This window comes from Kitasatospora sp. NPDC058492 (genome assembly GCF_042720685.1).
Lineage (GTDB): Bacteria > Actinomycetota > Actinomycetes > Streptomycetales > Streptomycetaceae > Kitasatospora.
The window spans coordinates 69,403-83,377 of sequence record NZ_JBHXMU010000025.1 but is presented as its reverse complement, the minus strand read 5'-3'; the positions used below and the strand labels follow the sequence as shown (position 1 = coordinate 83,377).

Below are 13,975 nucleotides of genomic sequence, written 5' to 3'. Positions count from 1 at the left end.
TCCGCCTGCGTCATCCGTGGCTCCCGTTGTTCGTGCCGTCGCCGGTCCGGTGTCCGGCCCGTGCGGTACGGGCGGGTGCCGGACTGGTGCCGGTTTGATCGGATACCCGGCTCAGCCTATGCCGGGACAGACGCGGGGCCGTCGGAGCGGGTTCCGGCGTGGCCCGGTTTGGTGAGCCAGGCCACGCCGGGCGCGGGTCGGACACAGGTCGGTGCAGGTCGCTGCGGGTACGGGACCGGGGCGCGGGGTCCGGGGCGCGGGAGCGCGTTCAGCCGCGGGAGCCGGAGGCCGCGTGCGGCGCCAGGCCTTCGAGCAGCGAGTCGACCATCCGGCGGGCCAGGTCCGGGTCCTCCAGGTCGGAGTCGTCCCAGAGGATGCTGCGGTACAGGATCGGGCCCATCAGCATGTCGCCGAGCAGCTCGACGTCGAGGTCGGTCCGCAGCACGCCCTCGTCCATGGCGCGGCGGATCAGGGCGAGCCCCGCCTCCCTGCGGGGCTTGATCACCCGGTCTCGGTACGCGCTGTACAGGTCGGGCAGGCTCTGCATCTGGCCGAGGGCGGCCTTGAGCACCCAGCGGGAGCGCTTGGCGAGGCCGCGCCGGCGCATGTAGTCGACCATCTCGATCAGGTGGTCCCGGGCGGTGCCGTCGGTCGGCGCGGGCATCGGGACTTCCAGCCGGCTGACCACGTCGACCAGCAGGGCCTCCTTGTTGGGCCAGCGCCGGTAGATGGTGGCCTTGCCGACGCCGGCCGCGGCGGCGATGCCCTCGATGGTGAGCTCGGACAGCGCGGTGCCGCCGGCCATCAGGTCCTCGACGGCGACGAAGATGGCCTGCTCGGCGGCCTCGCTGCGCGGGCGGCCGCGGCGTACGGCGGCGCAGGGCTGTCCGGCCCCGGCGGCCGGGGTGTCCGTCTTCATCCCCGCTGTACTCCCTCGCTGTCCGCGTGGCGCACGAGCGCCGTTCCGTTTCCGATGGTGGTCCGTGGACCGGGTTCCGATGGTGGTCCGTGGACCGGGCCGGGTGGCGGCCGCCGTCCTGGACCTCGGCCCTGCCACCCGGGGATCCACCCGGGTGACAGGGCCATTGTCGCTCAGCGCGATCGCGGGTCAGGCGTCCGCGGCCACGGCCTTGCGGCTCTGGTCGGGCTGCTCGGCGGCCTTCCCGGCCGGGCCGCCGGGGGCGGCCGACCGGCGCGGCAGCAGGAACCAGGCGATCAGCGCGCCGACCACCGTGATGCCCGCGGAGAGCGAGGCCACCACGTGCATGGCGCTGACGAAGGCGTCGTCGGCCGGGCCGATCAGCGCGGCGCCCTTGGGGCCCATCCGCTCGGCGATGGCCAGGGTGGCCTCCAGCGACTCGCCGGCCTTGCCGCGCAGGTCGTCGGGCAGCTGGTTGAGCGTGTCGGCCATGCCGTCGCGGTAGACGGTGGAGAGCACCGCGCCGAGCACGGCGACGCCGAGCGAGCCGCCGACCTGGCGGAAGGTGTTGTTGACGGCCGAGCCCGCGCCGGCCTTCTCGCGGGGCAGCGAGGCCATGATCGCGACGGTGACCGGCGGCATGACGTGCGCCATGCCGGTGCCCATCAGCAGGCCGAGCACGATCAGCACCCAGATCGGCGTGTCGACGCCCAGCAGGGTGTAGCCGACGAAGCCGACCGCGATCAGCAGCATGCCGACGGCGGCGGTGGCGGCGACGCCGAAGCGGTCGACCACCAGCCGGGCCCGCGGCGCGAACAGCAGCTGGGCGACGGCCAGCGGCAGCATCAGCAGGCCGGCCTGGAGCGCGCTGTAGCCGCGCACGCTCTGGATGTAGAAGACGCCGAAGAAGGAGACGCCCATCAGCGCGAAGAAGACCACGCCGACGACCACGACGGAGGCGCTGAACACCTTGTTGCGGAACCAGGTGACGTCCAGCGCGGGGAAGCGGGTGCGGCGCTCGAACCAGACGAAGGCGGCCAGCGCCAGCACGCCGATCAGCGTCGGCACCCAGGCCTCGGCGGCGGTGAAGTCGGCCAGCTCGCCGCCCTTGATGATGCCGTAGATCAGCGCGACCAGGCCGATGATCGACAGCAGCACGCCTATCGGGTCGAGCTTGCCGGGGTTCGGGTCCTTGGACTCGGGCACCAGGACGACCATCGCGATCACCGCGACGATCACGATCGGGACGTTGACCAGGAAGACCGAGCCCCACCAGAAGTGCTCGATCAGCAGGCCGCCGGTGATCGGGCCGATGGCGATGGCCAGGCCGACCGCGCCGGCCCAGATGCCGATCGCCTTGGGCTGCTCGGAGCGCTCGAACACGTTCATGATGATGGCCAGCGTGGCGGGCATCGCGAGCGCGGCGCCGACGCCCATCAGGGCGCGGTAGCCGACGAGTTCACCGGGCGAGGCGGCCAGTGCGGAGAGCAGCGAGGCGATGCCGAAGACGACCATGCCGCCGAGCAGCGCGCGCTTGCGGCCGAAGCGGTCGCCGAGCAGGCCGGAGGTGAAGAGCAGCCCGGCGAACACCAGGGTGTAGGAGTTGATCGACCACTCCAGGTCGCTCTGGCTGGCGCCGAGCCCGACCGGCGCGGGGGTCGCGATGGTCTTCATCGCGACGTTGAGGATCGAGTTGTCGAGGACGACGACGAGCAGGGCGAGCACCAGGGTGCAGAGGATCGCCCAGCGGCGGCGGTGGATGGCTTCCGGCACGCGGGGTGGCGCGGCTGCGGTGGTCATTGGTCTTCCCGTCCGTGGTGGTGTGGCACTGGCGGGCAATTCCGAGCCATGGTCGTCTCGTAACCCCCCGGCACCAGGGTAGCGGCCATTTCGATACGAGACGAATCCGTTTCGTAAAAACGCGGCAAAGCCCGCCGGCCGGCGGCCGGTGTGCCGCAGATCGCACCCGCGCGCCTGCACGCCCCTTTGCGCGCACGCCGGGGCGTGCAAGCATGGAGGTGATCCGGGGACGCCGTACGGCGCCACGAGACGACAACCCTTCAGGAGTCCGTTCGATGAACGCTTCTTCGCCTTCGCCTGCCCAGAACCAGGCGGCGACCGCCACCCTCTACGGCGGGGTCACCAACCGCCGCATCACCGTCCGCGACCTCGCCACCGCCAAGCAGCGCGGCGAGAAGTGGTCGATGCTCACCGCCTACGACGCCCTCACCGCCGGGGTGTTCGACGAGGCCGGCATCCCCGTCCTGCTGGTCGGCGACTCCGCCGGCAACTGCCACCTCGGCTACGAGACCACCGTGCCCGTGACCATGGATCAGATGGTGATGCTCTCCGCCGCCGTCGTCCGCGGCACCAAGCGCGCGATGATCGTCGCCGACCTGCCGTTCGGCTCCTACCAGGAGTCCCCCGCGCAGGCCATGCGCAACGCGGCCCGGCTGATGAAGGAGGCCGGGGTCGGCGCGGTCAAGCTGGAGGGCGGGGAGCGCAGCGCCCGCTCGATCGAGCTGCTGGTCGAGGCCGGCGTCCCGGTGATGGCGCACATCGGCCTCACCCCGCAGTCCGTGCACGCCTTCGGCGGCTACCCCGTGCAGGGCCGCGGCGACGAGGCGGCGCACCAGCTGCTGCGCGACGCCAAGGCCGTCCAGCAGTCGGGCGCCTTCGCGGTCGTGCTGGAGGCGGTGCCGGCCGAGCTGGCCGCCCAGGTCACCGAGCAGCTGACCATCCCGACCGTCGGCATCGGCGGCGGGCCCGACACCGACGCCCAGGTCCTGGTCTGGACCGACATGGCCGGCATGACGGCGGGCCGGGTGCCCAAGTTCGTCAAGCAGTACGCCGACCTGCGGACCGTCCTCGGCGACGCCGCCCGCGCGTTCGCCGAGGACGTCCGCGGCGGCGCCTTCCCGGCGGCGGAGCACAGCTTCCACTGACGGCCCCCGACGGCCCCGCTCCCCCGCCCGGGGAGCGGGGCCGCTGCCGTGCCCGCTCCCCCGGTGACAGCGGTCTGACAGCGCGGCGCCGGGCCCGCCCCCCTCATGACAGCCCGCTGACAGCAGGGCCGGACAGCCTGGGGGCATGACACGAATCGCCACCGCCCCGAACGACCGGGGTACCGCCGCGGGCAACGCCGTCGAAGTCCGCGGCATCGTCAAGCACTACGGCACCACCAAGGCCCTCGACGGGGTCGACCTCACCGTCCGCGAGGGCACCGTGCTCGGCGTGCTCGGCCCCAACGGCGCCGGCAAGACCACCCTGGTCCGGGTCCTCTCCACCCTGATCAAGCCCGACGCCGGCACCGCGTTCGTCGGCGGCTACGACGTCCTGCGCCAGCCCAAGCAGCTGCGCCGCACCATCGGCCTCACCGGGCAGTACGCCTCCGTCGACGAACTCCTCTCCGGGTACGAGAACCTCTACCTGATCGGCCGGCTGCTCGACCTCCCCCGCCGCGAGGCCAAGGCCCGGGCCACCGAACTGCTGGAGCGCTTCTCGCTCACCGAGGCCGCCAAGCGGACCGCCAAGACCTACTCCGGCGGCATGCGCCGCCGCCTCGACCTGGCCGCCAGCATGATCGGCCGCCCCAAGGTGCTCTACCTGGACGAGCCCACCACCGGCCTGGACCCGCGCACCCGCAACGAGGTCTGGGACGAGGTCCAGCGGATGGTCGCCGAGGGCAGCACCGTGCTGCTCACCACCCAGTACATGGAGGAGGCGGAGCAGCTCGCCGACGAGCTGACCGTCATCGACCGCGGCCGGGTGATCGCCAACGGCGGCGTGGCCGAGCTCAAGGCCAAGGTCGGCGGCCAGACCCTCCAGATCCGCGCCGCCCACCCGGCCGAGCTGCCCGAGATGGCCCGCTGCCTGCACGACCGCGGCATCACCAGCGCCACCGTCTCCACCGACACCGGCCTGCTCGCCGTGCCGATCACCGACGACGAGCAGCTGACCACCGTCATCGGGGTGCTCGGCGGCCGCGGCTTCGCGATAGCCGGCATCGACACCAAGGTGCCCAGCCTCGACGAGGTCTTCCTCGCCATCACCGGCAAGCCCGCCGACACCGCGGACGCCGTCCCCAGCCTCGCCAAGGAGCCCGTCGCATGACCACCGCCACCATCGCCCCCGCCCGGGTGGAGGACTCCCGGGTCGGCCTGTCCGGCACCTTCCGCCACGTCGGCGCGCTGACCCGGCGCAACCTGATGCGGATCAAGGCCGACCCGGAGTCGATGTTCGACGCCGTGCTGATGCCGGTCATCTTCACGGTGCTGTTCGTCTACGTCTTCGGCGGCGCCGTCTCCGGCAACCAGGACTCCTACAAGCAGTACATGATCCCCGGCCTGCTCGGGCAGACCGGCCTCACCCTCGCGATGGCCGTCGGCACCGGCCTGAACAGCGACTTCCAGACCGGCGTGATGGACCGCTTCCGGACCCTGCCGATCGGCCGGGCCTCCGTCCTGCTCTCCAAGATGGCCGCCGAGACCTGCCGGGCGCTGCTCTCCTTCGTGATCCTGATCGGCTTCGCGATGTGCATCGGCTTCGAGGTGAAGACCGGTCCGCTGGAGGTCGTGGCCGCGGTCGGCCTGTCGCTGGTGTTCGGCATGTCGATCGTCTGGGTCTCGATGCTGCTGGGCATGGCGCTGCGCAGCGCCCAGGCCGTCCAGGGCGTGGCCATGCTGGTCCTGATGCCGATGCAGTTCGGCAGCTCGATCTTCGCGCCGACCGACACCATGCCGGGCTGGCTCCAGGCCTTCACCAAGGTCAACCCGCTGTCGGCGCTCGCCGACGCCTCCCGCTCCCTGCTCAACGGCCAGGGGCCGCTGGCCCACCCGGTGATGGTCGTGCTGATCTGGTCGGTGGCCACCACCGCGATCTTCGCGCCGCTCGCCGTCGCCCGCTTCCGCAAGCGGACCTGAGAACGGCCGCCGGCCCTCCGCGGGGGAGGGCCGGGGGGCGACCGGCCGGCACCAGGGGACGGGGCCGGCCGACGGAACGGCTGACCGGTGACCAGGGACGGACGCCGGTCAGCCGATCCACTCGTACATCCGCTCCCGGATCTGTTCCGGGGTCAGGCCCTCGCCGGCGGCGTGGGCGGCCTCGAACGCGGCGTCGCCCAGCAGGGCCCGCAGGGAGGCCGCCGCCCGGCCGCGCTCGACGCGGTCCAGGTAGCCGCCCTTCGGGCCGTTCAGCACGTGGTGCGCCCCGTGCAGCACGGTGGCCTGCCGGGCCCGCTCCAGGTCACCGTCGCGCTCGGCGAAGGAACGCAGCACGCCCACCACCGCGGGCACCACCATGACCGTCATCTGCTCGCCGAAGCCACTGGTGCTCGCCGTCTGACGGAGCAGCGTCCGCCCCTCGCGCAGCGCCGCGAGCCCCTCGTCCGGCCGGCCCGCCCGGGCGGTGATCCAGCCCCGGGTGGTGGTCAGCATCCCGGTCACGATCCCGGGGGCGAAGCTGCCGACGCTGGTCGCCTCCATCCGGTCCAGCTCGGCCAGCGCCTGCTCGTGCTCGCCTCGCAGCATGTGGACGCCGCAGAGTGTGAGGCCGCCGAACAGCAGCGCGCCGGTGGAGGAGTGGTCCGCGCTGTGGGAGTCCAGCCCGGCCAGCGCCTCCCGGATGATCCGCTCGCCGTGCTCCATGTCCTGCTCCAGCAGGGCGGAGCCGAGGTTCACCCGCAGCATCGGCACCTCGTGCGGTGTCCCCAGCTCCTCGGCCAGCTCGATCGCCCGCTCGTACGCTGCGGCGGCGGCCGCCGGATCGCCCCGGTTGGCCAGCGACTCGCCCTGGGCCGCCAGCGCCTGGGAGACCCCCCAGAGGTTGCCGGCCCGCTCGTACAGCTCCAGGGAGCGCGCGCCGTCCAGGATTCCCTGGTCGGCCCCGCCCGGCCAGTCGTTCAGCATCTTGGCCCGGAGCTGCAGGATGAACGCGAGGTCGTTCGGCCCGCCGTGCTCCTCGCAGCCGCGGACGGCGTCGTCCAGCAGGCTCTTCATCAGCTCCAGCCGGCCGGCCAGGAACGCCCCGAACACCCGTATCAGGCCCGGGAACCGGTAGGCCTGCGGCAGCTCCGGGGTGTAGACGTCCAGCAGCTGCTCCGCGACGGCGATCGCCACCGGGTTGCCGAGCACGTCCAGGTTCCCCTCGAACATGCCCATCAGCCGGTACATCGCGAGCAGTCGGCGGGCCTCCTCGACGACCCCTTCGGGCATCGGCAGGCCGTAGGAGAGCACGTCCCGCTCCAGCGGTACGGGCGGCTGCGGGCCGAACGGATCCGGCCCGAGCGCCGCGACGGCGTCGTACCAGCCGCGGGCCTCCATGCTGTAGCCGCGCAGCGACCAGTACCAGCTCATGCCGAGGGTGAGGACCAGCGACTGCTCCTCGTCCGCGAGGTCGATGGCGCGCCTCAGCGCGGCCCGGACGTTGTCCAGCTCGCGCTCCAGCACCGTCAGCCAGTGCAGCTGCTGGGGGCCGTGCATGTTCAGGAAGGCGGTGGCGACGACGCTCCGGAAGTGCGCCAGGTGGCGGGCCCCGGTCGCGTCGCGCTCCTCCTCGGACTCGGCGAGGCGCTCGGTCGCGTACTCGTGGATGGTCTCCAGCATCCGGTAGCGCGGCAGGCTGCCGTCGTCCAGGTCGGCGACCAGCAGGGACTTGTCGACCAGCGACAGCAGCAGGTCGGCGACCTCCCCGCCGACCACCTCGGTGCCGTCGGCGCAGATCGCCTCGGCGTCCTCCAGCTGCCAGCCGCCGGCGAACACCGAGAGCCGGCGCAGCACCGCCCGTTCGCGCTTGCCCAGCAGGTCCCAGCTCCAGTCGACCACCGCGCGCAGGGTCTGCTGGCGCGGCAGCAGGGTGCGGCTGCCCGCGGTGAGCAGGGCGAACCGGCCGTCCAGGCGGTCGGCGATCTGGCGCGCCGTCATCACCCGCAGCCGGGCGGCGGCGAGTTCGATGGCCAGCGGCAGGCCGTCCAGGCGGCGGCAGATCTCGGCGCAGGCCGCCGGGTCGGTGTCCGGGTCGAAGCCGGGGCGGGCGGCGATGGCGCGCTCGGTGAGCAGGCGCAGCGCCACCGGGTCGGGCAGCGGCTCGACCGGCAGCACGGTCTCGCCGGGCACGCCGAGCGGCTCCCGGCTGGTGGCGAGCACGGTCAGTTCGGGGCACTCGGCGAGCAGGACGTCGGCGAGGTCGGCGGCGGCCTGGATCAGGTGCTCGCAGTTGTCCAGCACGAGCAGCATCCGGCGGTGGCCGCAGTGCTCGACCAGCCGGCGGACCGGGTCCTCGGCGCGCTTCTCGATCACCTCGGCGACCATGCCGCCGCTGTGCAGCACGATCTCGCGCAGGCCGAGCGCGGAGACGACGGCGGCGGGCACCGCGTCCGGGCTCTCCAGCGGGGCGAGTTCGGCCACCCAGACGCCGTCCGGCCAGTGCCCGGCGGACTGCTCGGCGCGGCCTGCCTCGATCGAGAGCCTGGTCTTGCCGGAGCCGCCGGGGCCGGTCAGGGTGATCAGCCGACTGTTCGTCAACGTTCCGCGCAGCGCGGCGAGATCGCCCTCGCGGCCGACGAAGCTGGTCAGCCGGCCGCGCAGGTTTCCGCCGACGCGCGGGGGCTGGAGCGCCCCGGACCGTTCGGCGGCCGGCGGGGCCGGTATGGGCTCCGGCGCGGGCACGGTCGCGGGCGCGGTCGGCGCGGGGGCCGGTTCGACCTCGGCCGGGGTCAGCAACGTGGCGTACAGGGCCTGGAGTTGGCGCCCCGGGTCGACGCCGAGCTCGTCGGCGAGGGCGCGCCTGGTCCGCTCGTAGTGGCGCAGCGCCTCGGCGGTGCGGCCGCTCTCGTGCAGCGCCCGGATCATCAGCTGCTGCAACGGCTCGTCCAGCGGCTGCCGTTCGCAGAGCTCGGTGAGCTCGGCGACCAGTTCGGCGGCCCGGCCGAGCCCTAGCTCGGCGGTGATCCGGTGGCGGCGGGCCTCCTCGCGCTGGGTCTCCAGCCGGGCGGCCGGGCCGCTGCGGTCCGGCAGGTCGGCCAGGGCGGGGCCGCGCCACAGCGCCAGGGCGGCGCGCAGCCGGTCGGCGGCGAGCGCGTGGTCCCCGGTGTCGAGGGCGCGGCGGCCTTCGGCGCCGAGCCGCTGGAACTCGGCGAGGTCGGTGGCCGGGTCGGTCAGCCAGTACCCGGCCGGGCCGGAGCCGATCTCGTCCCGGCCGACGGTCCGGCGCAGCCGGCCGACCAGGGTCTGGAGCGCGGCGGAGGAGTCCTGGGGCGGCTCGGCCTCCCACACCTCGTCCACCAGCAGGTCGGCGGGCACCGGGCGGCCCTGCCGGAGGGCGAGCGCGGTGAGCAGTGCCCGCAGCCGGGCGCCGCCTAGCGGCACCGGGGTGCCGTCGTCGTGGTGGGCCGTCGTGGTCCCGAGGATGCCGTAGTACACCGGTCCATTCTGGTCGATGGGCGGCGCTCGGGGCGCACAATTGTCCAGGGGCCCCTCACCGGCGGCGGAACCCGGACGGGGCCCTCGGACGTTCACCCGGGACGGCTTGTCCGGTCACCGGCCCGCCCGGCATGATCGATCCCCTGCCCGCTTTTCCTCGGACACCCGGAGCACCCACACCATGACCTTCGCCGCCACGCAGCGCTCACGCAGCGAGGACCGCCGGATCAGCCCGGTGTTCTGGGTGCTCCTCGCCGTCCTCGCCACCTCCGGCTGGGCGGTGTACTCGGGCTACGGGAACGCCTCGTTCGGGGTGTTCCTGTTCGTGGTGGCGGGCTGGATGGTCTCGCTGTGCCTGCACGAGTACGCGCACGCGCGCACCGCGCTGCACGGCGGCGACATCAGCGTCGGCGCCAAGGGCTACCTCACGCTCAACCCGCTGAAGTACACCAACGTGCTGCTCAGCTTCGTGCTGCCGATCGTGTTCGTGATCATGGGCGGCATCGGCCTGCCCGGCGGCTCGGTCTGGATCGAGCGGGACCGGATCCAGGGCCGGCTCAAGCACAGCCTGATCTCGGCGGCCGGGCCGCTGGTGAACGTGGTGTGCGCGGCCCTGCTGCTGGTCCCGATCGGCGCCGGCTGGCTGGACGACCCGACGGTGCACGCGGTCTGGAACGGCTACGAGCTGAACGTCTCGCCGTTCGCGGCCGCGCTCGGCTTCCTCGGCCTGCTCCAGCTCAGCGCCGCCCTGCTGAACCTGCTGCCGGTGCCCGGCCTGGACGGCTACGGGATCGTCGAGCCCTGGCTGTCCTACAAGACCCGGCGCGCGGTCGAGCCGTTCGCGCCGTACGGGCTGCTGGCCGTGTTCGCGCTGCTGTGGCAGCCCGAGGTGAACTCGTTCTTCTTCGGGGTCATCCACGACCTGATGAGCCTGTTCGGCGTGGACCAGGACTACGCGACGCTCGGCCGGTACCTGTTCAGCTTCTGGAAGAACTAGCCAGCTCGGCTAGCCCTGCTCGGCTGCCGCGGCGGCCGTGGCCTCGGCGATCTTCGCGCGGCGGCGGTTCATCCAGAGCACGTTGCTCGCCACACCGGCCATCGGGAGCCAGATCAGGCCCAGCCAGAAGCCCTGGGTCAGCGAGACCACGGCGGCCGCCAGCGCGAGGACGACGACGATCAGGGCGAAGAGGGACGTGCGGGGCATGGCGGGAGGCTCCTAGGGCCGGGTGCGGTCGGCCGGATTACGGCCGCACCCATTGTCGCCGACCTCACCTCCGGAACTGGTCCAGGGGTGAGGCCGACACGGCTCGACCGGATCTCGGAGCGGACTGTCCCGAACGGTCCGGTCCCAGACCGTTCGCTCCCGGACCGTCCGATCTCAGACGGTCCGGTCTCAGACGTCCGTCACCCGCAGGCCCGCGTGGGCCTTGTAGCGGCGGTTGACCGAGATCAGGTTGGCCACCAGCGACTCCACCTGGTGCGCGTTGCGCAGTCGGCCCGCGAAGATCCCCCGCATGCCGGGGATCCGGCCGGCCAGCGCCTGCACGATGTCGGTGGCGGCCCGCTCCTCGCCGAGCACCATGACGTCGGTGTCGATCTGCTCCACCGACTCGTCCTGGAGCAGCACCGCCGAGAGGTGGTGGAAGGCGGCGGTGACCCGGGAGTCCGGCAGCAGCGCGGCGGCCTGCTGGGCGGCGCTGCCCTCCTCCGGCTTCAGCGCGTACGCGCCCTGCTTGTCGAAGCCGAGCGGGTTGACGCAGTCGACCACGATCTTGCCGGCCAGTTCCTCGCGCAGCGCGGTCAGGGTCGCGGCGTGCCCGTCCCAGGGCACCGCGACGATCACCACGTCGCTCTCCCGGGCGGCGGTGGCGTTGTCGGCGCCACGCACGCCGCGGCCCAGTTCGGCGGCGGAGGCCTCGGCCCGGGCCGCGTCGCGCGAGCCGATGATCACCTGCTGGCCGGACTTGGCCAGTCGCAGGGCCAGGCCGCGCCCCTGGTCGCCGGTGCCGCCGAGGACACCGATCACCAGCTGTGAGACGTCCGGCAGTTCGTGGGCCGGGTTTGTCGCTGAATCGAGGGAAGTCATGGGCCGATCCTGTCAAACCCCCGGCCGGACGCGACATTGTGGGCCGCATGGACGCGGTGAGAGTTTCGGCACTCCGGCAGCACCTGGCGGGCACCGGCTGGCTGGAGGCGGTCGGCGGCTTCGCCGGGTCGCTGCGGCGCTCGGTGTCGCGGCGCGGGGCCGGCGAGCTGCTGCTGGTCGGCACCGAGGCGTACGAGCCCTGGCATCTGGCCGCGCACCTGGCGGACGAGGCCGCCTGGTCGGCCGTCCCCCGACTGGTGCCCACCCTGCTGCGGCACGCTCCGCCGGCCGGCGCCCCGACGCACCTCGCGCACGGCCTGCGCCGGCTCACCGCGGCCGGGCGCGGCGCCACCGTCCTGGTGGTGGCGCCGGAGGCGGCCGGCCCGACACTGCTGGAACGGGTGCAGGACGCCCGCCGGCACGGCGCGACCGTGCTCGCACTGGACGGCGCCGCCCCCGCCGAGCCGGGCGACCTCGGCGGGCTCGCGCACGAGCGGCTCGCCGTCGGCACCGCCGACGAGGAGCCCTTCGACCTCGCCCAGCACCTGGTCAGCGCCGCCGCCGGGCGGCCCCCGGGCCGCCGCACCGCGCTGGACCGGCTCGCCGAACTCGCCGGCCGGCTGACCGTACCGCCCGCGATCAGCCGCTGGTAGCCCGGGCCGGGCCCGGCCCACCCCGGCCCACCCCGGCCCGGCCGTGACGGCCGGACGCCGACCGTGACGGCCGTGTGCCGGGCTGAAAAACCCTTTGCGAACCCGGCGGCCCGCGTTCGAGGATGCTGGTTCGTGAACGACGACGAACCCCCGCATCCCCCCGGCACCTCCGGACGGTCTCGCACGCTGCTGCGCTCGCTCGCGCCCGACCTCTCGCCCTGGCGCGCCTCCCGCGACTTCCGCTTCCTCTGGCTCTCCGGCTGCGTCACCAGCTTCGGCAGCTACCTGACCTACGTCGCCGTACCGATGCAGATCAAGGAACTGACCGGTTCCTCCTTCGCGGTCGGCCTGATCGGCGCCTTCGAGCTCGTCCCGCTGATCGTCTTCGGCCTGTGGGGCGGCGCCCTCGCCGACGCCCTGGACCGCCGGAAGCTGGTGCTGCGCGCCGAGGCCGGGCTGGGCCTGCTCGCCGGCCTGCTGCTGCTCAACGCGCTGCTGCCGTCCCCGCTGCTCTGGCCGATCTACCTGGTCGCCGCGCTGGTCGCGGCCTGCGACGGGTTGCAGCGCCCGGCCCTGGACTCGCTCACCCCGCGGATCGTCCCGCACCAGCACCTGACCGCCGCGTTCGCCCTCAACTCCCTGTACCGCAACGCCGCTTCGGTGGCCGGGCCGGCGCTGGCCGGCGTCGTGGTGGCGTTCTCCGGGGTGGGGACGGCGTACGCGCTGGACGTGCTCACCTTCGCCGCCTCGCTGCTGCTGCTCGTCCGGATCCGGGCGGTGCCGCCGGCCACCGGCGCCGAGCGGCCGTCGGTGCGGGCGGTGCTCACCGGCATCCGGTACGCGTGGAGCCGCAAGGACCTGCTCGGCACCTACACGATCGACCTCTGCGCGATGCTGTTCGCCTTCCCGGTGGCCGTCTTCCCCTTCCTGGCCTCCGAGTTGGGCGCGGACTGGGCGCTCGGCCCGATGTACGCGGCCTCCGCGGCCGGCGCCCTGCTGGTCGGGGCGACCAGCGGCTGGACGTCCCGGATCCACCGGCACGGCCGACTGCTGGTGGTCGCCGCCGTCGGCTGGGGTGCGGCCATGGCCCTGGCCGGCCTGTCCGGGAGCATCTGGCTGGTGCTGCTCGGCCTGGCGCTGGCCGGCGGCGCCGACGAGATCAGCGGGCTGGCCCGCTCGACCATGTGGAACCAGTCCATCCCGGACGAGGTGCGCGGCCGGATGGCCGGCGTCGAACTGCTCAGCTACTCCGTCGGCCCCCAGCTCGGCCAGGTCCGGGCCGGCACCATGGCCGGGCTGGTCGGCGTCCGCGCCGCCGTCTGGAGCGGCGGTCTGATCTGCGTCGCCGCCGTCCTCGTGGTGGCCGCCGCGCTGCCCAAGCTGCTCGCCTACGACGACCGCACCGACCCGCACACCGCCGCCGTCCGCGCCGGGCACGAGCGCGCGGAGCGCGAGCGGGAACAGCAGCGCGAGCGGGGGCAGCAAGGCGAGCGGGAGGCCGCCGCGGCGACGGACTGACGCCGACTTGCTGACGGCGCCGGCTTGACAGCAGAAAGCCGGACGCCGCCCCGGCCGCTACTCGCCGCCGCCGTCCTTCGGCGTGTCGTTCCAGCGCTCGTCCCCCTGCCGCCACTCCCGGTTGCGCTCGTCGGCGAGTTGCAGGGCGTGCGCGGCCTCCTCCGGGCTGTCGTACGGGCCGAGGCGGTCCTTGGCGGGGCACTCCGGCCCCTCCTCGACCTTGCCGTGCTTGATGCAGTAGAACCACTCGCCGGGCTTTCCGGTCGGCTTGCGGTGGAATCCCAGGGGCATGGTGCCCTCCCGTCGACGCGATGGGGTCGTACCGATCATTCCCCGGCCGGGGCCTCCGCGCACACCGCCCGGGCGCGCCGGGGGCGGCCGT

General features: G+C 73.6%; 12 protein-coding genes. 6 read left to right on the top strand and 6 right to left on the bottom strand.

Annotated elements, in window-relative coordinates; all coding sequences use genetic code 11:
- Positions 1-268: 268 nt before the first annotated feature.
- Positions 269-919: a TetR/AcrR family transcriptional regulator gene (locus tag ACFWPI_RS18595; protein ID WP_380370596.1), complete on the bottom strand. Its 651-nt coding sequence runs from the start codon at positions 917-919 to the stop codon at positions 269-271.
- A 189-nt stretch (positions 920-1,108) separates the two neighbouring features.
- A complete protein-coding gene (locus ACFWPI_RS18590) occupies positions 1,109-2,719 on the bottom strand; it encodes an MFS transporter (RefSeq protein ID WP_063347351.1) in 1,611 nt (536 codons plus the stop codon).
- Between the two features lie 275 nt (positions 2,720-2,994).
- Here ACFWPI_RS18590 and panB point away from each other — a divergent pair, with 275 nt between their 5' ends.
- From panB to ACFWPI_RS18575, 3 genes are all read left to right on the top strand, one after another.
- Positions 2,995-3,864, top strand: coding sequence for a 3-methyl-2-oxobutanoate hydroxymethyltransferase (gene panB, locus ACFWPI_RS18585; RefSeq protein WP_063347352.1), 870 nt, complete (start codon positions 2,995-2,997; stop codon positions 3,862-3,864).
- A 145-nt stretch (positions 3,865-4,009) separates the two neighbouring features.
- Positions 4,010-5,032 (top strand): ATP-binding cassette domain-containing protein, encoded by a 1,023-nt coding sequence (locus ACFWPI_RS18580; RefSeq protein ID WP_063347353.1) that lies wholly within the window; start codon positions 4,010-4,012, stop codon positions 5,030-5,032.
- Positions 5,029-5,841 carry an ABC transporter permease gene (locus tag ACFWPI_RS18575; protein ID WP_363372188.1) on the top strand — a complete coding sequence of 271 codons (813 nt, stop codon included), beginning with the start codon at positions 5,029-5,031 and terminating at the stop codon, positions 5,839-5,841. The genes ACFWPI_RS18580 and ACFWPI_RS18575 overlap by 4 nt, the downstream gene beginning before the upstream one ends.
- 108 nt (positions 5,842-5,949) lie before the next feature.
- Here the strand turns inward: ACFWPI_RS18575 and ACFWPI_RS18570 are convergent, their stop codons facing one another.
- Complete coding sequence (locus ACFWPI_RS18570) at positions 5,950-9,336, bottom strand: BTAD domain-containing putative transcriptional regulator (protein WP_380370591.1); 3,387 nt, start codon at positions 9,334-9,336, stop codon at positions 5,950-5,952.
- Between the two features lie 181 nt (positions 9,337-9,517).
- On the opposite strand from ACFWPI_RS18570, the gene ACFWPI_RS18565 reads away from it, so the two are divergent.
- Complete coding sequence (locus ACFWPI_RS18565) at positions 9,518-10,333, top strand: site-2 protease family protein (RefSeq protein WP_063347356.1); 816 nt, start codon at positions 9,518-9,520, stop codon at positions 10,331-10,333.
- 9 nt (positions 10,334-10,342) lie between these two features.
- On the opposite strand, the gene ACFWPI_RS18560 is transcribed toward ACFWPI_RS18565, so the two are convergent.
- On the bottom strand, positions 10,343-10,540 hold the full coding sequence (locus ACFWPI_RS18560; protein ID WP_063347357.1) for a hypothetical protein: 198 nt from the start codon (positions 10,538-10,540) through the stop codon (positions 10,343-10,345).
- Positions 10,541-10,729: 189 nt separating this feature from the next.
- A complete protein-coding gene (gene npdG / locus ACFWPI_RS18555; RefSeq protein WP_380370587.1) occupies positions 10,730-11,422 on the bottom strand; it encodes an NADPH-dependent F420 reductase in 693 nt (230 codons plus the stop codon).
- 47 nt (positions 11,423-11,469) lie between these two features.
- On the opposite strand from npdG, the gene ACFWPI_RS18550 reads away from it, so the two are divergent.
- Positions 11,470-12,075, top strand: coding sequence for a hypothetical protein (locus ACFWPI_RS18550; protein WP_380370584.1), 606 nt, complete (start codon positions 11,470-11,472; stop codon positions 12,073-12,075).
- Between the two features lie 132 nt (positions 12,076-12,207).
- A complete protein-coding gene (locus ACFWPI_RS18545) occupies positions 12,208-13,593 on the top strand; it encodes an MFS transporter (protein WP_380370581.1) in 1,386 nt (461 codons plus the stop codon).
- Between the two features lie 57 nt (positions 13,594-13,650).
- On the opposite strand, the gene ACFWPI_RS18540 is transcribed toward ACFWPI_RS18545, so the two are convergent.
- Entirely contained in the window at positions 13,651-13,884 is a 234-nt protein-coding gene (locus ACFWPI_RS18540; protein WP_063347360.1) for a hypothetical protein, read from the bottom strand.
- Positions 13,885-13,975 lie beyond the last annotated feature (91 nt).

Excerpts from the sequence above, each read along its gene's own strand:
- ACFWPI_RS18590 (WP_063347351.1), bottom strand. The coding sequence starts at position 2,719 with ATGACCACCGCAGCCGCGCCACCCCGCGTGCCGGAAGCCATCCACCGC.
- ACFWPI_RS18575 (WP_363372188.1), top strand. The coding sequence starts at position 5,029 with ATGACCACCGCCACCATCGCCCCCGCCCGGGTGGAGGACTCCCGGGTC.
- ACFWPI_RS18580 (WP_063347353.1), top strand. The coding sequence starts at position 4,010 with ATGACACGAATCGCCACCGCCCCGAACGACCGGGGTACCGCCGCGGGC.
- ACFWPI_RS18540 (WP_063347360.1), bottom strand. The coding sequence starts at position 13,884 with ATGCCCCTGGGATTCCACCGCAAGCCGACCGGAAAGCCCGGCGAGTGG.
- ACFWPI_RS18560 (WP_063347357.1), bottom strand. The coding sequence starts at position 10,540 with ATGCCCCGCACGTCCCTCTTCGCCCTGATCGTCGTCGTCCTCGCGCTG.
- panB (WP_063347352.1), top strand. The coding sequence starts at position 2,995 with ATGAACGCTTCTTCGCCTTCGCCTGCCCAGAACCAGGCGGCGACCGCC.
- ACFWPI_RS18550 (WP_380370584.1), top strand. The coding sequence starts at position 11,470 with ATGGACGCGGTGAGAGTTTCGGCACTCCGGCAGCACCTGGCGGGCACC.
- ACFWPI_RS18595 (WP_380370596.1), bottom strand. The coding sequence starts at position 919 with ATGAAGACGGACACCCCGGCCGCCGGGGCCGGACAGCCCTGCGCCGCC.
- ACFWPI_RS18565 (WP_063347356.1), top strand. The coding sequence starts at position 9,518 with ATGACCTTCGCCGCCACGCAGCGCTCACGCAGCGAGGACCGCCGGATC.
- npdG (WP_380370587.1), bottom strand. The coding sequence starts at position 11,422 with ATGACTTCCCTCGATTCAGCGACAAACCCGGCCCACGAACTGCCGGAC.